The sequence below is a fragment of the Streptomyces sp. NPDC058620 genome (genome assembly GCF_042717135.1).
In the GTDB taxonomy this organism is placed as follows: Bacteria; Actinomycetota; Actinomycetes; order Streptomycetales; family Streptomycetaceae; genus Streptomyces.
In genome coordinates, this window is the sequence record NZ_JBHXQO010000002.1 from 1 (window position 1) to 18,428 (window position 18,428).

At 69.1% G+C, this 18,428-nt stretch carries 16 protein-coding genes, 2 rRNA genes and 1 pseudogene; 9 read left to right on the plus strand and 10 right to left on the minus strand.

What is annotated here, in order from left to right; all coding sequences use genetic code 11:
- From ACFWSK_RS02285 to ACFWSK_RS02295, 3 genes are all read left to right on the plus strand, one after another.
- Positions 1-73: ribosomal RNA gene (locus ACFWSK_RS02285) — 23S ribosomal RNA — on the plus strand; the annotation flags it as partial.
- A gap of 79 nt (positions 74-152) precedes the next feature.
- Positions 153-269, plus strand: a 5S ribosomal RNA gene (rrf, locus tag ACFWSK_RS02290).
- Between the two features lie 97 nt (positions 270-366).
- Entirely contained in the window at positions 367-924 is a 558-nt protein-coding gene (locus tag ACFWSK_RS02295) for a GNAT family N-acetyltransferase (protein WP_383780815.1), read from the plus strand.
- A gap of 83 nt (positions 925-1,007) precedes the next feature.
- On the opposite strand, the gene ACFWSK_RS02300 is transcribed toward ACFWSK_RS02295, so the two are convergent.
- From ACFWSK_RS02300 to ACFWSK_RS02335, 8 genes are all read right to left on the minus strand, one after another.
- Positions 1,008-2,555 carry a type IV secretory system conjugative DNA transfer family protein gene (locus ACFWSK_RS02300; protein WP_383780817.1) on the minus strand — a complete coding sequence of 516 codons (1,548 nt, stop codon included), beginning with the start codon at positions 2,553-2,555 and terminating at the stop codon, positions 1,008-1,010.
- A gap of 1 nt (position 2,556) precedes the next feature.
- Entirely contained in the window at positions 2,557-3,975 is a 1,419-nt protein-coding gene (locus ACFWSK_RS02305; RefSeq protein ID WP_383780820.1) for an ATP-binding protein, read from the minus strand.
- A gap of 136 nt (positions 3,976-4,111) precedes the next feature.
- Positions 4,112-5,662 carry an SCO6880 family protein gene (locus tag ACFWSK_RS02310; RefSeq protein ID WP_383780823.1) on the minus strand — a complete coding sequence of 517 codons (1,551 nt, stop codon included), beginning with the start codon at positions 5,660-5,662 and terminating at the stop codon, positions 4,112-4,114.
- The gene (locus tag ACFWSK_RS02315; protein WP_383780825.1) at positions 5,659-7,020 is read right to left on the minus strand and encodes a hypothetical protein; all 1,362 of its coding nucleotides are present in this window, start codon (positions 7,018-7,020) and stop codon (positions 5,659-5,661) included. The genes ACFWSK_RS02310 and ACFWSK_RS02315 overlap by 4 nt, the downstream gene beginning before the upstream one ends.
- Positions 7,010-7,876, minus strand: coding sequence for a hypothetical protein (locus tag ACFWSK_RS02320; protein ID WP_383780827.1), 867 nt, complete (start codon positions 7,874-7,876; stop codon positions 7,010-7,012). Before ACFWSK_RS02320 ends, ACFWSK_RS02315 begins: the two co-directional genes overlap by 11 nt.
- Positions 7,877-8,057: 181 nt before the next feature.
- Positions 8,058-8,366: a hypothetical protein gene (locus ACFWSK_RS02325; RefSeq protein ID WP_014047394.1), complete on the minus strand. Its 309-nt coding sequence runs from the start codon at positions 8,364-8,366 to the stop codon at positions 8,058-8,060.
- A gap of 676 nt (positions 8,367-9,042) precedes the next feature.
- Complete coding sequence (locus ACFWSK_RS02330) at positions 9,043-9,942, minus strand: oxidoreductase (protein WP_383780830.1); 900 nt, start codon at positions 9,940-9,942, stop codon at positions 9,043-9,045.
- Between the two features lie 110 nt (positions 9,943-10,052).
- The gene (locus ACFWSK_RS02335; RefSeq protein ID WP_383780833.1) at positions 10,053-10,868 is read right to left on the minus strand and encodes a hypothetical protein; all 816 of its coding nucleotides are present in this window, start codon (positions 10,866-10,868) and stop codon (positions 10,053-10,055) included.
- Positions 10,869-11,222: 354 nt separating this feature from the next.
- Here ACFWSK_RS02335 and ACFWSK_RS02340 point away from each other — a divergent pair, with 354 nt between their 5' ends.
- The 5 genes from ACFWSK_RS02340 to ACFWSK_RS02360 all read left to right on the plus strand — a co-directional run bounded on the left by ACFWSK_RS02340 (position 11,223) and on the right by ACFWSK_RS02360 (position 16,087).
- On the plus strand, positions 11,223-11,612 hold the full coding sequence (locus ACFWSK_RS02340) for a hypothetical protein (RefSeq protein ID WP_383780836.1): 390 nt from the start codon (positions 11,223-11,225) through the stop codon (positions 11,610-11,612).
- Positions 11,609-13,396, plus strand: coding sequence for an alpha/beta hydrolase (locus ACFWSK_RS02345; protein WP_383780838.1), 1,788 nt, complete (start codon positions 11,609-11,611; stop codon positions 13,394-13,396). Before ACFWSK_RS02340 ends, ACFWSK_RS02345 begins: the two co-directional genes overlap by 4 nt.
- A gap of 20 nt (positions 13,397-13,416) precedes the next feature.
- Positions 13,417-13,932: a hypothetical protein gene (locus ACFWSK_RS02350; RefSeq protein ID WP_383781877.1), complete on the plus strand. Its 516-nt coding sequence runs from the start codon at positions 13,417-13,419 to the stop codon at positions 13,930-13,932.
- A 114-nt stretch (positions 13,933-14,046) separates the two neighbouring features.
- Complete coding sequence (locus ACFWSK_RS02355; protein ID WP_383780841.1) at positions 14,047-15,057, plus strand: NlpC/P60 family protein; 1,011 nt, start codon at positions 14,047-14,049, stop codon at positions 15,055-15,057.
- Between the two features lie 298 nt (positions 15,058-15,355).
- The gene (locus ACFWSK_RS02360) at positions 15,356-16,087 is read left to right on the plus strand and encodes a phosphatase PAP2 family protein (RefSeq protein WP_383780843.1); all 732 of its coding nucleotides are present in this window, start codon (positions 15,356-15,358) and stop codon (positions 16,085-16,087) included.
- A gap of 61 nt (positions 16,088-16,148) precedes the next feature.
- Here the strand turns inward: ACFWSK_RS02360 and ACFWSK_RS02365 are convergent.
- Positions 16,149-16,689: pseudogene (locus ACFWSK_RS02365) on the minus strand (BBE domain-containing protein); the annotation flags it as partial.
- A 323-nt stretch (positions 16,690-17,012) separates the two neighbouring features.
- Entirely contained in the window at positions 17,013-17,225 is a 213-nt protein-coding gene (locus ACFWSK_RS02370) for a hypothetical protein (RefSeq protein ID WP_383781880.1), read from the minus strand.
- A 246-nt stretch (positions 17,226-17,471) separates the two neighbouring features.
- Here ACFWSK_RS02370 and ACFWSK_RS02375 point away from each other — a divergent pair, with 246 nt between their 5' ends.
- A complete protein-coding gene (locus ACFWSK_RS02375) occupies positions 17,472-18,353 on the plus strand; it encodes a hypothetical protein (RefSeq protein ID WP_383780845.1) in 882 nt (293 codons plus the stop codon).
- The last annotated feature ends 75 nt before the right edge of the window (positions 18,354-18,428 follow it).

Here is an 18,428-nt window from a genome sequence, read left to right on the forward strand (position 1 = left end):
GTTGATAGGCCAGATGTGGAAGCCCGGTAACGGGTGGAGCTGACTGGTACTAATAGGCCGAGGGCTTGTCCTCAGTTGCTCGCGTCCACTGTGTTAGTTCTGAAATAACGAACGGCCGTGTTTTCATCCGGTGTTGGTTAATTTCATAGTGTTTCGGTGGTCATTGCGTTAGGGAAACGCCCGGTTACATTCCGAACCCGGAAGCTAAGCCTTTCAGCGCCGATGGTACTGCAGGGGGGACCCTGTGGGAGAGTAGGACGCCGCCGAACAATTATTCCGGGAAAGCCCCGTGCCCTTGTGGCACGGGGCTTTTCTGCGTTCAGATACTGTTTGCGCCGGTCACGGTCGGCGGGGCAGGATCTGCCGATGGACTATGTGATTCGAGCAGTTCGCGCCGAGGACTGGCCGTTGGCCAAGGAGCTCCGGCTCGCCGCACTTCAGGACCCGATGGCACCCGTCGCCTTCCTTGAGACGTACGAGGACGCGGTGGCCCGGCCCGACGCGTTCTGGCAGCAGCGGACGGACGATGCGGCCGAGGGGGTCGCGGTGCGGCAGTTCATTGCCGAACGCCCCGACGGCAGCCTTGCGGGCACCGTGTCGGTCCTGGTGGAGCGACCGGACGGCGATACACGGTTCGGGGCGGCCGCCGAGGTCGACCAGACACACGTGGTCGGGGTCTTCGTGCACGAGCAGGACCGGGGCAACGGTCTGACGGACGAGCTGTTCCGTACCGCGATCGACTGGTCCTGGTCGCTCACCGATCCGCGTATCGAGCGCGTGCGGCTCCATGTGCACGAGGGGAACCCGCGGGCTGCGGCCGCGTACCGCAGGATCGGCTTCGTACCGTCGGGGCAGTCCGTGTCCGTACCGAATGACCCGGCTGCCCGGGAGCTGGAGTACGTGATCGAGCGGGAGCGCCCGTAGCGGTCCTAGCAGTGGTGGTGCGTTCCGGGCCGGGCCGGCTCGTGGAGCCGTCGGGTCAACGCCGAAGGTTCGAGGCGGTGTCTTCAGTCCTGGTGGATGCCCGTGGAGGGCGTCTCCAGGGGCTGGCGCCAGCGGGCGCGGGCCTGTTCCTGCGAGCGGAGCAGGACCAGAGGCAGCAGGCCCTGGTCCTGACCGGTCGACAGCAGCTCCGGAAGCCGGGGAAGCGGGGCAACAGCCGCGACGTCGTCGAGGACGAGTGTCATTGGTGGGTCGAGCCGACCGTCGGTTGACCGTGCGGCCATGCGGCGGCCGTGCTCGACCACGTATGAGGACAGTGCAGTGAGCAGAGGCATTGCACCGGGGCGGGATCGGGGGTCCTCGATGGGCTCACCGACCACATAGAGCGTTCCCCCTTCACCCGTAAATGATTCCAGTGCGAGCGCATCCGTTCGGTTTGGGCTGCATGCCTCGCGGATGTGGACCGAGGACAGGGCGGCGAAGGCCCGTACCGTCAGTTCCTGTGCCAGTTCCCGGCGTTCGGGATACGCGGTCAGGGCGGACTCGAGCAGGCCGGCGATTCCGGATGCGGCCTTCGGGTGCGTACGGAGGAGTCGTACGGCCTCGTGGGCGTTGCCGCCGAGGGCCCAGCGGTGGACCTGGCGGAAGGGGCGGCCGTCGACGGCGGCGGCGTGCAGCCAGCACTTCAGGAGCGTCTCGGCGGTGTCCGCCGTGGCCGTGTCTATGCGGGCCTGCGGGCGTACGGGGGCGAGGAGCGCGGTGGCGCGTGCTGCGGCCACGTCGGGCTCCTCGCAGCCGGCCGTGGGGGACCAGTGGAGACGGGCCGGGGTGTCGCAGAGGTGGCCGGGGTCGTAGACGAGGACCGGGCCGAGCTTGCCGCGGGCGTCCTTCGTCTCCGCCCAGACCGTGGGGTCGGAGGTCACCACGAGGACGGGGCCCTCGGCGTCCAGGATGGCCTGGACGGCGGCGGGGCGACGGGTGGCCGCGGGCCCGTAGACGAGGTGCGGGGTGCGGGGGGAAGGGACGAGTGGGGTGGTGAGTGGGGGGAGTGGCGTGGGTGGGGCTGGGGTGTCGGGGGATGGCGTTGGGTCCGGGCCGGTTTTGATGAGGGTGGGGGCGGACGCGGACGCGGACGCGGACGCGGATGCGGATGGGGATGCGGGGGTAGGAGCCGGGGCCGGTTGCTCGTGTACGGGGGCGGGGACGGCCTGCTGGTGCGTCCGCGTCCGGGCCTGTGCGAGCCGTTCGTCGCGGCGGCTCTCCCGTACGACCCGCCAGCGGGTCACGACCCCCAGGACGAACACCGTCAGGACCAGGAGCACCATCAGCTCGCCGATGAACAGGCCCCAGAACAGCCCGTACCCGGAGAGTTGCCCCGGCGGGGTTGCCGGCCAGGCGCCCGGGAGGTTCTGCGGGTCGGTCGCCAGGGCGCGCAGGGCCAAGGGTGTCTGCGTGAACGTGACGCCCTGGGGCCAGGCTCCGTGGGCGAACAGTCCGGCCAGCCCGGTGGCCGTCCAGCCGAGGATCGTCAGCCCGAACAGGAGGCCCAGGAGGCCGACCAGGAGTCCGTCCGGGAGGCCGCCGGTGCCGCGTTCTTCTCCGTTCGACGCCATGTCAGGCCACCGTTGACTCGGACGATTCGTTCATCCGCTGCTGGTGCTCGATCCGGACCGCCCGTTGCTCCGCCTCCAGCTCCGCGGCTCGTACGTCCTCGGGGAGCAGGTCGTTCGCGGAGCCTTCGGTCATCGCGCGGTCCGTGTAGACGAGGGGCCGTTCGGCTTCGGTGATGAGGTGTTTGACCACCTGTACGTTGCCGTTGACGTCCCAGACGGCGATGCCCGGGGTGAGGGTCGGGATGATCTCGACGGCCCACCTGGGCAGGCCGATCACCTTTCCGGTGGCTCTCGCCTCGTCGGCCTTCTGCGCGTAGATCGTGCGTGTGGACGCCATCTTGAGGATCGCCGCCGCCTCCCGCGCCGCGGCTCCGTCGACCACGTCGCTGAGGTGGTGGACGACGGCGACGAAGGACAGACCGAGGCGCCGGCCGAACTTCAGCAGGCGTTGGAAGAGCTGCGCGACGAACGGGGAGTTGATGATGTGCCAGGCCTCTTCGACCAGGAAGATGCGCTTCTTCCGGTCGGGCCTGATCCAGGTGTGCTCCAGCCATACGCCCACGATCGCCATAAGGATCGGCATCGCGATCGAGTTGCGGTCGATGTGCGAGAGGTCGAAGACGATCAGGGGCGCGTCGAGGTCGATACCGACCGTCGTCGGGCCGTCGAACATGCCGCGGAGGTCACCGTCGACCAGGCGGTCCAGGACGAGGGCGACGTCAAGGCCCCAGGCCCGTACGTCGTCTATGTCGACGTTCATCGCCTCGGCGGACTCGGGCTTCGGGTGGCGCAGCTGTTCCACGATGTCCATGAGGACCGGCTGGCGGTCGGTGATGGTGTCGTTCACATAGGCGTGAGCCACCTTCAGCGCGAAACCGGAGCGCTCGTCGAGGCCGTGACCCATGGCGACTTCGATGATCGTGCGGAGCAGGGCGAGCTGGCCGGTCGTGGTGATCGCCGGGTCGAGCGGGTTGAGCCGGATGCCGCCGTTGAGGGCGGCGGTCGGGTCGAGCCGGATGGGGGTTATACCCAGCTCCTGGGCGATGAGGTTCCACTCGCCGACGCCGTCCTCGCCCTGGGCGTCCAGGACGACGACCTGGCGGTCGCGGAAGCGGAGCTGGCGGAGCACGTACGTCTTCTCCAGCGCCGACTTGCCGTTGCCGGACTCGCCGAGCACCAGCCAGTGCGGGGCGGGCAGCTGCTGTCCGTACAGCTGGAAGGGGTCGTAGATGTAGCCCTTGCCGGAGTACACCTCGCGGCCGATGATCACGCCGGAGTCGCCGAGGCCGGGGGCGGCGGTCGGCAGATAGACGGCCTGGGCCTGGCCCGTGGACGTACGGACGGGCAGCCGGGTCGTCTCGACCTTCCCGAAGAGGAAGGCGGTAAAGGCGTCCGACAACGCGGACAGCGGATCTCGCATGGCGTGAATGACCTCCCTCTCGGTCTCGCGGAACTCGGTTCGGTGTGGTGGCGGCTTGTCGTGCGTGGTGGTGTGCTGTGCGTGGTGTCTGGCGTGTGTGGTGTCTTGGCGTGTGTGGTGGGCGGGCGGAAGCCCGTCAGCGGCGGATGCCGGTGGCGAACGGCAGGGTGTTCACGAAGGCGCGGTGGTGCTCGCGGTCGCACCACTCCAGCTTCAGATAGGACTTGCCGGCCGAGGCCCGGATCGTCCGCTTGTCGCGGGCGAGTGCCTCGGGTGAACGGGACGACACGGTGATGTACCCCACCAGGTTCACTCCGGCCGCGCCGCTGGCCAGATCTTCACCCCGCTGGTCGAGTCGTCCGTGGGCCGCGATGTCACGGGGGTCGACGGTCCGGTTCATCTTGGCCTGGCGGCTGGCTTCGGCCTCGTCGTTGGTCTTCTCCGTGAGCATGCGCTCGATGGCGACCTCGGTGGGTTCGAGGTCCATGCAGACCGCGACCGTGCGGATGACGTCCGGGGTGTGTACGAGCAGAGGGGCCAGGAAGTTGACGCCGACCGGGGTCATCGGCCACTCCTTCACCCAGGCCGTGGCGTGGCACCAGGGGGCGCGGGTGGTGGACTCGCGGGTCTTGGCCTGGAGGAACGTCGGCTCGACGGCGTCCAGTTCGGCCGGCCAGGCGTTGCGCTTGGTCATCGCCTGGATGTGGTCGATGGGGTGGTCGGGGTCGTACATGGAGTGCACGAGGGAGGCGAGGCGGCTCTGGCCGAGCGGCTGGCGTACCCGGATGTCGGCCTCGGCGAGGCGGGCGCAGATGTCGGTGAGCTCGCGGGCCATGACGACGGCGAGGCCGGAGTCGCGGTCGAGCTTGCGACCACCGTTCGGGCGGGCGGCGCGGGCCATGGCGTTGGCCTCGGCGGCCAGTTCGCGGCTGTAGTGCATGCACGCGACGAGGTAGGCGCGGTGCTGCTCGCTGGAGGTGGAGACCATCGACTGGAGTTGGTCGTAGGACTCCTGGAGCCAGCCCGGGGACGACTTGTCGCCGCGCTGGGCGACGTCCTTGGCGTGGGCGTCGGGGTCGGCGGGCAGTGTGCGGGCCAGCATCTGGAGGCGGGTCACGAAGCCGTCGCCGTTGGCCACGTGCTTGAGGAGGGTGCCGAACCGGTCGACGAGCGCTTCCTGGTCCTCGCTGTCGCGCAGGCCGACGCCGGGGCCCTCGATCTCGATGGCGGCGGTGACCGTACGCCGGTCGGCGTGCAGGAGCACGGCGATCTCGTCGGGGCCGAATGGGGCCGCGAGCCAGCTGATCCGGCCGATGCCGGGGGGCGGGCCGATCTCGACCTCACGGCCGTCGGAGCTGACGCCGGCTTCCATGGCGGAGGAGCGGTAGGCGGTGCCCCGGCGCAGGGACCGCTTGAAGCTGCGGTTGATCTCGAACCACTTGTAGAAGGTCCGGTGCTTGTACGGGACGTACACGATGGCGAGGGCCAGCAGTGGGAAGCCCATGAGGAGCACGATCCGCAGAGACAGGACGGGGACGATCAGCCCGCTCATCATGCCGAGGAACGCGCCGCCGATGATGAGGGCGATCTCGCCGGTCTCGCGGTTCTTGCCGACGATGGCGTTGGGGCGGGCGCGGCCGATGAGATAAGTACGGCGGGGCGCGATGGTGTGGGACTGCGTCGTCAACGCCCTCCACCTCCTGTGCTGTTGTTACCTGTGCTGCCTGAACTGCCGCCCCGTGCGGGGCGGCTGCTGTGGGGGGTCCCGGAGGTGGGACCGGAGCCGCTGCGGGGCGAGGGCGCGGCGGCGGACCCACCGCCTCCCCCGCTGCCGCCGGTGCTGCGGGAGCTGTGGGCGGCGACGCCTCCGCTGGCCGGGTTGGCGGAGCGGGCGCCGCCTCCGCCTCCGCCGCTGTTCTGGTCGTTGCGGCCGCTGTGGGTCTTGATGCCCTGGGAGACGAGGGCGGCCGGCGAACTGATCAGGGCGGTGGCCTGGGAGCCGTCGGTGGCCTGCTTGCGGTTGGTGCGGGCGCCCTGGATCTCGTCGCCGAAGCCGGGGACGAAGCGGTAGATCATGGCGGAGGCGAAGATGGCGAGCAGGATGATGGCGAGGCCGGAGACGACCGCGGAGAAGGCGTCCGGGCCTTCGTCCTGGGAGAGGGCCCCGGCCAGGCCGAGCACGATGACGATGACCGGCTTCACCATGATCACCGCGATCATGATGCCTGCCCAGCGGCGGACGTGGCCCCACATGTTCTTGTCGACGAGCCCGGCGTAGACGACGACTCCGAGGAGTGCGCCGACGTAGAGCAGGGCGGCCCGGATCACGAGCTCGAGCCACAGGATTCCGGCGGCGAGGATCGATACGAGCGAGACGACGATCAGCATGATCGGTCCGCCGCCGATGTCCTCGCCCTTTTCGAGGGCCTTGGCGAACGATCCGAAGAAGACGTCCGTCTGACCGCCGCTCGCGGAGGAGATGACTTCGGTGACGCCGTCGGTGGCGGAGACGACCGTGTAGAGGATGAGCGGGGTGAAGGCGGAGGCGAGGACCGTCAGCCAGAGGAAGCCGACGGCCTCGGAGATCGCGGTGGCCAGCGGCACGCCGCGGATGGCGCGCTTGGCCACGGCGAGCAGCCACAGGACGAGGGTCAGGACGGTGGAGGCCGCGAAGACGACCGCGTACTGCTGGAGGAACGTGGGGTTGGTGAAGTCGACGTTCGCCGTGCTCTTCACGGCCTCGCTGAGCTTGCCGACGATCCAGGAGGCGGCGTCGGCGCAGCCGCGGGCCAGGGAGGAGAGGGGGTCCAGGGCGTCGTCTGTGGTGGTGGGGGCGCGGCGGGCGGAGCCGGCGGCCTTCTCGCCGTCCTCGCAGTAGTCCCTGGCGAGCCCGACGATGAGGTCGCAGGGGTTGTCGCTCTTGCTGGGTGACGGAGTAGGCGTCGGGCTGGGTGCTGCGTATGCCCGGGACGCCAGAAGGATTGCCGTGACGGGGAGGCTTCCCAGGACCGCGGTGAGGGAAAGTACGCGGCGGCTATCGGGCATAGGTGAAGCCTCCGTATCCTTCGACGGCACCAGCGATGTCATCTGCGGTTGACGCCCGGTTGTCACCATTGACCGGTGTCGGGCCTTCCGTCTGGGTCGACGACTCGATCTTCCAGTCGTCCCCCACCCACTTGAGCTTCTCGCTGATGGTGAACCACGTCTCCGTGACGGGCTTGGTGGAGCCTTGTCCGGCCAATCCGACGAGTCCTGTGCACCAGACTTCGACAGTGGCTCGGTCGCCGCTCTGCGCGACGACCTTGGTGCCGACAGGGACGGTCCGGGAGACGAACGTCAGCCCACTGGGGGCGCTGCCGTCGTCGTTCAGGCCGACGTTCGTCAAGAAGGCCGGGGAGTAGGCGCCATCCAGGTCCGCTTGGAGGTCGGCAACCACGCTTGGGTCGTGCGTGGCCTGGATGATGTCGTGGCGGGTCGCGGAGTCGAACATCCCGACCGACCCCAGCGCCACCGCGTAGTTCGCCGCCGCGCTCTGCGCGCCCTGTTCGTCGTGGGCGAAGCCCGAGGGGATGGTGCCGTTCTTGCCCTGGACCGGCTTCGTGCCCGTGGCGGCCGTGGGGCCCGTTCCCGTGGCGTCCGGCTTCTTCGCGTTGCCGCCGGACGCCTCGTCGTTGCTGCCTCCGCCGCGGTTCGCGAAAGCGATCGCGGCGATGAGGAGGACGACCACGCCGACCATCATGACGAGGGAGCGGGAGGTGCGGGCGGGGCGGCGGCCGTGGTCGCCGCCGTCGCCGTCGGGGAGGCGTGTGCGGGTCTGGCGGGTGCCGCCCAGCGTGCTGTACGGGTCGTCGCTGCGGCCGCCCGAGTCGCCGCCGTAACCGTGGTCGTCGCCCTGGCTCATGCCGCGTAAGCCCCCTCAGCCGTCTGCGATGCCGTGTAGTACGACGGTAGCTGTGCTGGTTGCCGCGCGTGCGCGGTGTGGTGACTGGACATCAGGGAGACGCAACCTCAGCCGGTGGGCACGACGGACGGATGGTGTGAGGTGGGCGGGGACAGCCCGGGGTGGAGCGAATGACGTCGAGTCAGACCGCCATGCCGTACACAATGGTGAACAGGGTGCCGAGCGAGCCGATGATGAAGACGCCCGTGAGTCCGGCCACGATCAGACCCTTGCCCTGTTCGGCGCTGAAGGTGTCACGCAGAGCCGTCGCGCCGATGCGTTGCTTGGCCGCGCCCCAGATGGCAATGCCGAGACAGAGCAGGATGGCTACGGCCATCACCACCTCGATCATGATGCGCGCCTCGTTGCCGAGGGTCCCGAACGGCCCCCAGTTCGGGGCGATTCCGCCGATGATGGTGGTGATGTCGCCCTTTTCAGCTGCCAGGATCATGTAAGTCACCGCCCCTGTTGGGTAGTTCGCCGCCCGTACCGTCCGGCACGGGTCGCCTTCTATCTTCGCTGATGAAACCGCGCCCGTACGACGCCTTCCCGTGTCTCTTTACCCGGATCTCGCACGTTTGACCGGGACGACCGCCCTGACCTGCGACTCGTAACGGCATCTGCGTGCATACGCATGGTTACTCTGTGTATCACGGGGTGTGACCACGAGCAACGAGGATGGCCTCGGGTTCCTGATGCGGTTGCAGCGTTCTGGCCCGGGTGCGGTGTTCGTACGCGCCGTTCGAGAGCCGTTGGCGCGCCGGTGGACTGCCGGCGACGTGCCGTCAGGGCGCCGTGCGACAGGGAGCGGTGGCACGTTTCGGTTTCGGCCAGTGCGAAGGTGGCGTGAAATCGCACCAGGAGCCGTCGAACGGGAAGGCGCCGGTCTCGGCTAGCCGCACCCCGCGTACCTCTACGGTCGGATGGGCACCGCTTCTTTTGCCGACTGCTGCTTCCGCCCGAAGAACCAGAAGGCCGCGTGGCCGGCCCCCGCGCGCTGGTGGATGAGGGCGCTGCCCATCGGCCAGCGGTCCGCCGTGACGGGGTACCCGTGGGCCGGACGCTCATGCGGAGCGATGTCCCGGAGGTGGGCCCCGCCCGGGAACTCCGTACGCCACCTGGGCCGGTCATGCGGAGAGCAGGGCCAGGTCGTCGGCGGAGAGTTCGATCGCGCCTGCGGCCACGTTGTCGACCAGGTGGTCCGGATTGCCGGTGCCCGGGATCGCAAGGACGTGCGGTCCGCGGTGCAGGGTCCACGCCAGCCGGATCTGCGCGGGCGACACTCCGTGGGCGCGGGCGACGGTCTGTACCTGGTCGCTCTCCGCCGTGCCCGTGTCGGCACCCGCCTCGCGTCCGGCGCCCGCGATCGCGTAGAACGGCACGAACGCGATCCCTTCCTCACCGCACCTGCGCAGGAACGCGTCCTGCTCGGGACGGGCGCCGATGCCGTACTGGTTCTGTACGCAGACCACCGGTGCGATCGCCTGGGCTTCGGTGAGGTGCTCGGGCGTGACATTGGAGAGGCCGAGGTGGCGGATGAGGCCGGCTTCGCGCAGCTGGGCCAGTGCGCCGAAGCGCTCGGCGATCGAACCGGTGCCGACGATGCGCAGGTTCACGACGTCGAGGTGGTCGCGGCCGAGCTGGCGCAGGTTCTCCTCGACCTGGCCGCGCAGCTGTCCGGGGGTGGCGTGCTGTATCCACTCGCCGGAGGGGTCCCGGCCCGGGCCGACCTTGGTGACGATGACGAGGTCGTCCGGGTAGGGGGCGAGGGCGTGGTTGATCAGCTCGTTGGCGGAGCGCAGGGGCGAGAAGTAGAAGGCCGCCGTGTCGATGTGGTTCACGCCGAGTTCGATCGCTCGGCGCAGCACGTTGATCGCGCGGCCACGATCGCTGGGCGTGGCGTCGGCTGTGAGTGCCTCGCCGTGCTGCGTCAGGCGCATGGCGCCGAAACCGATCCGGTTGACCGTCAGGTCCCCGAGCTTCCAGGTGCCTGCGGCTGCTGCGTTGATCGTTCCCTCTGAGGTCATCAGCGGATTCTGTCACCGGTCTTCGACGCCGTGGTCCGGACGCCGTACCGGCCGCTCCTGGCGAAGCGGCTGGTACGGGGTACGCGCGGATGTGCGCTGGGAGGTGAGGATCAGAGCACGTCGACGAAGTCGGCCGAGCTGGTCGCGGTTCCGGTGGTGGACGTGCCGCCGAAGGTCCAGCGCCAGTAACCGTCCGCGGAGGCGGTGACGCTGGTCTTCAGGGCGCCTGTGGAGCCGGCCGTCACCGTCTTGACGGTGGAGTAGACCGAGGTGCCCTTCTTACGGAACTGGAGCTTGACCGACTGGCTGCCGTAGCCGGTGTACGCGTGCTTCACCCAGTCCGCGCGCTTGAGGCTGCCGGTCACGGTGAGGGTCCTGCCCTTGGCCACCGGTTCGGGGGAGGCGTTGACCGTGGCCTTGGCCCACCGCTTGACCTGGACACCGCCGGAAAGGGTCGCGTACTCCTCGGCCTTGAGCCCGCCGCTGGAGGTGAAGAGGCGCGCTATGACGCCGATCTTCCAGGTCGTGGCGTCGCCGTTCGCATCCAGACCGTAGCGCGGGTCGATCCTGAGTTCGCCCTCGCAGCGCGCTGCCCGGGTGCTCTCCTCGTAACACGTGTACGACTCCATGTAGAGGCCGCCGTTGTCGGCTCCCCGTGCGGCGGTGGTGTCGTGGTAGAGGAACGGTTCTGCGTGCCAGGGGAACGGATCCGCGGTGTTGTAACCGGAGGGCAGTGCTACTCGGAACGTGACGGGTGGGGTCTTCACGTCCGAGGTGCCCACCACGATGGGCCTGCCTCCGTTGATCACCACCGATGAGACGGTGATGCCGGTGTCCGCGGCCTGCGCCGTCGGGGCGCTGAACACCGAGAGAGCCAGGGCTCCCACGATCGCGGCCGCGGTGCCGGTTCTGCTGCCTGCCTTCAATACACACCTCTTATTGCGTACGGGGATGTCGTCTTACTGCGTACAGCGATGCGGAACCCGCCCGGCGCGCCCGATGGCTGGGACCCGGTGCCGACTGGCGGGGCGGCAGGTTATCAGCGGTAGGGACATGGGTCTTGTACGGACATGAGTATGGGCATGGACATGACGGGTGATAGCGCCGACCACGGCGCGTGGTTCTCCACCGATCGGGTGATTCGGGCCGTCGGTCCGCACCGTCCGTGACGCCCGTGATTCAGGGGCGCGGGCAGGCCAGGGCGCTCGCGGTGCCGTGCGGGCACGGCATGTCGTGCACGGCTTAACTGGGACAGTGCCGCTCCACGATCAAGGAGCGGGGTGAGCGGTGTGGCCGTGGTGGGGCAGCAGAGGCTTAGTGACCTGGCCGGTCCGCGGGGCGGCGGTGGTGGCAGCCGGGCGCTGAAGCACAGCGACGGGCCGTGGACGCGGGCCGCCGGCGGCGCGGAGGCGATGGGGACGCACTTGGCGCCCGTGAAGTCCGAACTGGCGGCGGCGCACGAAGGGCTGCTCGTGGGGGCTGGTGACCTCACCGCGCTGGCGGAGCTGGGAACCGTACGCGAGTCGTGGGAACGGCGGATCGCGACCGCGCAGGGTGAGTGCGCGAGCCTCGCGGGAAAGCTGCGGGCCGTGGCGCGTGCGCAGGGTGAGACGAACGAGGCCGTGCGGTCGTCGTTCGCGCCGGTGGCGGGCGGGGGCGGGGCGCGATGAGTGGATCGGCGCTTACGTGGGCGAAGTTACGGGACCTGAAGTGCGCCGAGCTGGAAGGGGCGGCCGACGGGTGGGGCCGGGCCAGCAACCGGGCGGACGCGGCTCGGGACCGGATCGAGCAGCAGTTGCTGAACGGCTTGCGCGAGACGGAGCAGGGCGAGGCGGCCGATGCGGCGGTCGGGAGGCTGCGGCAACTGAGCCGGAACTTCCAGTACGTCTATACGGAGTGCGGTCTGGTCCGTACGACGCTGAACAGCCTGGCCCACGAGATGAGGGCCCAGCAGCGCGTGCTGGCGGACGCGCTGGACGATGCGGGCGCGCTGAAGTTCACGGTGCACGCGGACGGGTCGGTGACGTATCCGGCGGCGGGCGAGGGACTCGTCGAAGGGAAACCCTTGGCGGGTGGGACGGCGGCCGGGGGAGGGGTACCGGGGCTGGTGGCACCGTCCGGCCTCGTTGCGCCGAACCCCAACGCGGCGAAGGCGCAGGACATCGCGGACCGGGTCGTGAAGGCGGTGCGGACGGCGGCCGAGATCGACTGGCGGTACGCGAGGATTCTGCGGAGGCTCAAGGCGGAAGAGGGCCTGAAGGTTCCGGACACGACGTGGACGGACGCGGCGGAGGACGCGGCGGCGGTACGGGGTGCGGCGCGTGGGTACCTCAAGGACAAGATCCCGCTGGACGCGACTCCGGCCGAACGCGGCGCGTGGTGGGCCGGCCTGACGCAGGAACAGCGCGAGGAGTACCTGGCGGTGTACCCGGACCAGATCGGCAACCTGGACGGGATTCCGGCGCTGGTACGCGACACCGCCAACCGGGACAACCTCCAACTCCTGATCGGCAAGCTGGAGGGGCGGGACGACGAGGTGTCGGCTACGCGGTTGGCGGCGCTGCGGGAGATTGACCGGCAGTTGCAGGCAGTGCCCAAACCTGGTGAGCCGCCGATGTATTTGCTGGGCATCGGAGATCAGGGGAACGGTCGGGCGATCGTTTCCTATGGGAATCCGGATACGTCGAGGAACGTGGCGGCATACGTTCCCGGGCTGAATACGTCGCTGGATATGAAGTTCGTGGACTCAGACCTCAAGCGGGCACGCGATACGGCCGTGGCTACTCGTGACATCGACTCATCCAGTGCTGCGATTGTCTGGCTTGGTTATGACGCCCCGCAGGCGCCCGATGGTCTGGACAGCCTGGCTGTAGCGGGTGATGAAAGGGCAGAGGAGGGCGGGCGCGCCTTCCACGGATTCATGGGCGGCTTGGAGGAGACCAACCACAATGAGAATCCGCATATAACGGCAATTGGGCATTCGTACGGGTCGCGGACTGTGGGTGCAGGCACACAGCATGGAGCTGGACTGCCGGGAGTGGACGACATTGTGCTGGTTGGTAGCCCTGGAGTAGGTGTGGATCGCGCTGAGGATCTTGGCTTGGGCGGCGAGCACGTCTTTGTTGGGTCGGCAGAGAATGACGTGGTGACCAAGGCTCCAACGAAGTTGCAGGGCAATCTCGGTGCTGCCTTTGGTCCCGTTGGGTATGTGATGGGCGGGCTGGCGGATCGAGAGGATGACGACCTGTGGTTCGGTAAGGACCCGGCGAGTGAAGCTTTTGGTGCTAGACGCTTCCGCGTTGATGACGGGCCGCCATTGATTGGCCCGCGTGGGGTCTCAGGCGACGCGCACTCTAATTATTTTGATCCGGAAAAAGATACTACGTCGGCGGACAGTATTGCTCTTATCGCCTCTGGTAGGGCGCACAGGGTAAAGGTGGAGGAGCCTCGTTGATGAAACCATCTCGGGATACGATGTCGGTTGTGCTGCTGAGTGTCTTGCTGTCGGGGTGCGTGAGCGGAGAGCGAGACGGTATGGATATGCAAGGGGCGGCTGAGCGATCTGATGTAATTCTCGACGCAGTGCTGGATGAAGTTCAGCCAGCGGTACGCTGGACTCATGGCCCAACCACGACTGGGGGCTGTGAAGTATCCCGTAGGCGCACAGTTATGACTGTCATTTCGCCGGAGCGGAGAGGTAGCTTCCTCGGTCTCGTAGACCGGTTCTGGCGGAAAGGCGAGTACCGGCTGGAAGCAATTAACAACGACGAGGAATTTCCGGCAATCTATGCCCAGACCCAGGACGGATTTGTGGTGAGCCTTCGCTTCGGCGGTGAAGGGCAAGCCTTCTTCCGGGTTGACAGCCCCTGCGTAGAGAAGTCCGAGGTGGCCGACTCCACCACCAAGCCCACCGCCCCCACCTACGAGGGCATGGAGCACATCCCGCGCCCCAACATCCGCTCCGCCTTCTGGTCGGCCGGAGCATCCTGACCCCGCGTCACTACGCCTGCGTGCCCACCCCCGCACCCCCGCCGCGCCCCCTCCCACCCGTACACACCAGCGAATCGGCCCATGAACCAGGCCCGGATGGGGGATGGTTGAGGGGTGCGGAAATACTGGGTGGTCGTCGGCGGTGGGATCGGGCTGTGTCTGTGCTTCGTGGCGCTGCTCCTCGTCGGTACGTACTCCGCCGCTGCCGGTCTTGCCGGGGGCGGTGGTGGGGGAGTCGTCGGGCTGGCCAAAGGGGCCGTTCCCGCGCGGTATCAGCCCCTAGTGGAGAAGTGGGGCAACCTCTGTCCCGCCATCAACCCCGCCCTCCTCGCCGCGCAGTTGTACCAGGAGAGCGGATGGAACCCGCGCGCCCAGAGTCATGCCGCCGCTCAGGGCATCGCGCAGTTCATCCCCGGGACCTGGGCCTCGCACGGCATCGACGGGGACAACGACGGGGACCGGGACGTGTGGGACCCGGCCGATGCGATTCCGTCCGCCGCCTCGTACGACTGCGAGCTGGCCGGGTACGTGAAGAAGGTCCCCGGTGATCCGACCAACAACATGTTGGCCGCCTACAACGCCGGTGCCTACCGGGTGATCAGGTCGGGCGGGGTGCCCGCGATCTCGGAGACGCAGAACTACGTCAAGATCATCCGCTCGCTGGAGAAGAGCTTCGCCAGGCCCGTCGGCCGCGTCGCGCCCTCGCGGCAGGCGGCCGGAGCCATTTACTTCGCGCAGAAGAAGCTCGGTACGCCCTACCTCTGGGGCGGCAACGGCACGCCCGAGCAGGGCGGGCGGTTCGACTGTTCCGGGCTGACCCAGGCCGCGTACCGGACCGTTGACATCGAGCTGCCACGCGTCGCCAACGATCAGTACAACGCCGGGCCGCATCCCTCGCGGGACGAGTTGCTTCCCGGGGACCTCGTGTTCTTCTCGGACGATCTGACCAACTCTCGGACCATCCGTCACGTGGGGCTCTATGTCGGAGGCGGGTACATGATCAACGCCCCGTACACCGGGTCCGTGATCCGGTTCGACAAGATCGACACCCCCGACTACTTCGGTGCGACGCGGGTCACAAAGGACGGCGCGGCGGCTCTTCCGACCGACCTGCCGCAAGCCTGACGCGTACGAGACGGGCGTGCGACGCGCATCTGACGGACAGTCGCCGTGGCCGGAACTCTCCGTGAAGCCTGGGCCCTGAGCTGCGACGATGAGTCACTCTTCGATAACGTCATGGTGATCATTCGGTGGAGGTCGGAACGTACGCAGCTGACAGACCGTTTCCTGGACTGGGGCAGCATGCGCACTGACCATGCAGCGCTGCCCGGGACACGCGGTATCGCACCGAAAACGGGGGTCGACCGAAGCAGCGCACTCCTGTGTGCGCCGCAGCAGCAGACAAGGCAAGGGGCCGCAGCAGATGGCTGGACTCGTACTCGATGGGTCGAACCCCGACGTCAGCCTGCTCTACGACATCAACGGGCTGGCGAAGGCTTCTCCCGCCTGGTTCGACCGGGTCATGGAGTTCGTCGGTGAGTACGGGATCATGCTCGGCATGGTCCTGGTGGCCCTGTGGTGCTGGTGGAGTGTTCGCCGGCGCGGGACCGCCGAGGACTCGGTGACGGCTGTCGCGGGAATCATCTGGGCGCCGTTGGCCGCCGGGATCGCCCTGCTCATCAACATCCCGATCCGGGGTTTCGTGGAGCGGCCACGCCCGTTCAACGACCACGACGGGCTCGACGTCCTCGTGGCGGGCAAGACGGACTTCTCGTTCGTCAGCGACCACGCCACGATGGCGATGGCGATCGCCGTCGGCCTCTTCGTGGCCAACCGGAAGTTCGGGATCGCCGCCCTCGCCCTCGCGCTCGTCGAAGGGCTCTGCCGCGTCTACATGGGTGTGCACTACCCGACGGACGTCATCGGCGGTTTCGCTCTCGGTACGGCGGTGGCGCTGCTCCTCGCGCCCCTGGCCATGGCGCTGCTGACGCCGCTCGTGACGGCGGTGTCCCGGTCCGGCCGGGTCGGCCGCCTCGTGCGCTCCAGCCGGCCGGTGGGTTCGTCGGCCGACGACCGGGGCAGGGCGCTCGGGATTCCCGAGCCGCGGCCCGGGTCGGGCGGCGGTGGTGCGGGAGAGAAGGACCTCGCCGCCTGACGGGCGGCAGCGGGTCCAGGGGGCCCGGGTCAATGGACCCGGCTCCTTCAGAGGGACTGGGCTGGGGGAAGGTGAAGGGGCGGGTCGGGTCGTACCGCCCTTCAGGCGGGTGAGCCGGTCGGCGGCCTCGCCGTAGTACACCTCCCGCCAGTCGGCCAGATTCGGGTCGACGTAGTTCTGTACGCGGCCCCGGACGCATACCGGCGCATCGCCGCGTGAGTGGTTTTCAGCCAGCCTTGCTGGGCCGTTCCCGAGGTCCCGGGCTGCGCCAGGCGCCGATGTACTGGGCGAGTATCCGTGAGCGGCGGTGGACGAACGCCGTCGCTTGCGGGGCGACCCGGTTGATCGCCCCGCCCTCATCGCCCCGCCCTCATCGCCCCGCCCTCATCGCGGCCCGGCGTCGTGCCCGGCAGGCGGCACTGGGCATCTGTGAGGCCCGAGCTGCCCGCGTAGGCGAGCATCGCCCCCAGGAAACCGCGGCTGCGCAGCGATATGGAGGAGGCCGAGGCGCCGATCCTCTCGGCGAGCCGGTCCATGGCGTTCTGCAGATCCCCGTACGTGCCGAGCGAGAACGTGGCGATCGAGAGCGTCGGCATACCTCCCCACCGGCGCCGGCGTCGCTGCGCTGCGCGGCGCGGCGCGGGCAACGTCAGCGGTCAGCGCGGCGGCCGCGCCCGCGGCCACCGGTGTTGAGCACGGTACGGCGGCCGGGCGCGGCAGGCACCAGGGGCCGGGGGTGGGGACGGTGGGTGGACCGGATTCGGGGCCTTCGGGTTGTGCGGCCGGTTCATGGGCGGCTCCGGGCCGGGCCCCGGCGTGATCGGCCGATCAGGCGGTGAGGCGGTCAGGGTGACAGGGGCAGGGGCAGGGGCAGGGCAGTGAGCACCGATCAGGTCGTCGAGCGGTGCTCAGGTGGCCGTGGGCGTCAGGGGTTCCGGGATACGGGTGCTTCGTCGGATGTGGACAGGTGCTGTTCGGCGTCCGTACGGGCCCGGTCGCGGGACCGGCGTGCGGGTCCACGCCAGCCGCAGGTACAGCGGGCCAGACAGAACGAGCCCCGTTCGATCGTCGTGACGCTGTGCGGCGAAGAGGCGGCATGCGCGTCGGTCGAGGTGGTGCCGGTCTGGGGCGGGCTCATCCGGCCGGCCGTGTGGAGAACCGGGATACGGGCGTGGTCCGGGGCCTGGGTGGGGGCTTCCTCATGCACGCGTCCACGGTACTGGTGGCGGCGCCCGAACGGCGGGTCAGTGCACCGATCGATGTACCGGTCAGCGGTGCCCGTGGACAAGGGTGGACGCGGGCGGCGTGACGGGGGACCCCGGTAGTCGTTAGGCGGGGTGGGTGGGGGGCTCGTGCCGGGTAGGTCGTTGGGGGTTGGCAGGCGATGGTGGTGCAGCAGCGCAGGTGCGGAGGCGGGGCCCTGGCTGTCTGCGCCCTCGCGGTGGCGGGCGTGATGGCGGTGGCCGCCGGGTGCTCCCCCGGGAGCGACGGCAGCGGGCGCGGGCAGCAGCTCAGCGCCGGGGTGCCCGGAGCCGGTGGTCCCGAGGAAGCGCTCGGGCGGGCGGCGGACGTGCTGGCCGCGGCGGGCAGCGCCGAGATGCGTACGTCGATGGAGACCGCGGCCGGTGGGACGCGGGTGACGATCAGAGGCCAGGGGGCGTACGACTTCCGCAGGCAGCTGGGGCGGGTCAAGGTCGTCCTGCCGAAGGACGCCGCGGGGGAGACCGGGCACCGGCCGATCACCGAGCTGCTGGCCCCGGGTGCGCTGTACATGAAGAACCGCGGGGCCGGGGTGCCCGACGAGAAGTGGGTGCGGGTCGACACGACGGCGCTGGAGGACGGCAACCTCGTCACGGGCGGGGTGACCGATCCGATGGCCGCCGCCGAACTGCTGCGCGGGGCGCGGGATGTGACGTACGTGGGGAAAACGGAGCTCGCCGGAGTGACGGTCCATCACTACCGGGGGACCGCCGACCTCGGACGGGCTGCGCGCGTCGCGTCGGCGGAGTCGCGGGGTGCGCTGACCGCGGCGGCGAAAGGGTTCAGCACGGACACGGTGCCGTTCGACGCGTACCTCGACGAGGACGGGCGGCTGCGCAAGGTGCGTCACCGCTTCAGCTTCGCCTCCGAGGGGCCGGAGGTGGCCGTGGTGTCCACGATGCTGCTGTACGGGTTCGGAGTGCCGGTCACCGTGCGGCTGCCGGAGGGGACCGACCTCTACACGGGCTTGATCCAACAGGGGCAGGGCGGTGAGGGGGACCGGTAGGGAGGGGGCCGAAATGGTCCGTCCGTGCCATGCGCGGTGGGTGTTCCGCTCCCTACGCTAGGAAGCCGGTGCGCC

Bases quoted from the DNA above. Each gene is read 5' to 3' on its own strand.
- ACFWSK_RS02295 (WP_383780815.1), top strand. From the start codon at position 367: ATGGACTATGTGATTCGAGCAGTTCGCGCCGAGGACTGGCCGTTGGCC.
- ACFWSK_RS02300 (WP_383780817.1), bottom strand. From the start codon at position 2,555: ATGGCGTCGAACGGAGAAGAACGCGGCACCGGCGGCCTCCCGGACGGA.
- ACFWSK_RS02305 (WP_383780820.1), bottom strand. From the start codon at position 3,975: ATGCGAGATCCGCTGTCCGCGTTGTCGGACGCCTTTACCGCCTTCCTC.
- ACFWSK_RS02315 (WP_383780825.1), bottom strand. From the start codon at position 7,020: ATGCCCGATAGCCGCCGCGTACTTTCCCTCACCGCGGTCCTGGGAAGC.
- ACFWSK_RS02320 (WP_383780827.1), bottom strand. From the start codon at position 7,876: ATGAGCCAGGGCGACGACCACGGTTACGGCGGCGACTCGGGCGGCCGC.
- ACFWSK_RS02325 (WP_014047394.1), bottom strand. From the start codon at position 8,366: ATGATCCTGGCAGCTGAAAAGGGCGACATCACCACCATCATCGGCGGA.
- ACFWSK_RS02330 (WP_383780830.1), bottom strand. From the start codon at position 9,942: ATGACCTCAGAGGGAACGATCAACGCAGCAGCCGCAGGCACCTGGAAG.
- ACFWSK_RS02345 (WP_383780838.1), top strand. From the start codon at position 11,609: ATGAGTGGATCGGCGCTTACGTGGGCGAAGTTACGGGACCTGAAGTGC.
- ACFWSK_RS02350 (WP_383781877.1), top strand. From the start codon at position 13,417: ATGTCGGTTGTGCTGCTGAGTGTCTTGCTGTCGGGGTGCGTGAGCGGA.
- ACFWSK_RS02360 (WP_383780843.1), top strand. From the start codon at position 15,356: ATGGCTGGACTCGTACTCGATGGGTCGAACCCCGACGTCAGCCTGCTC.
- ACFWSK_RS02370 (WP_383781880.1), bottom strand. From the start codon at position 17,225: ATGAGCCCGCCCCAGACCGGCACCACCTCGACCGACGCGCATGCCGCC.
- ACFWSK_RS02375 (WP_383780845.1), top strand. From the start codon at position 17,472: ATGGTGGTGCAGCAGCGCAGGTGCGGAGGCGGGGCCCTGGCTGTCTGC.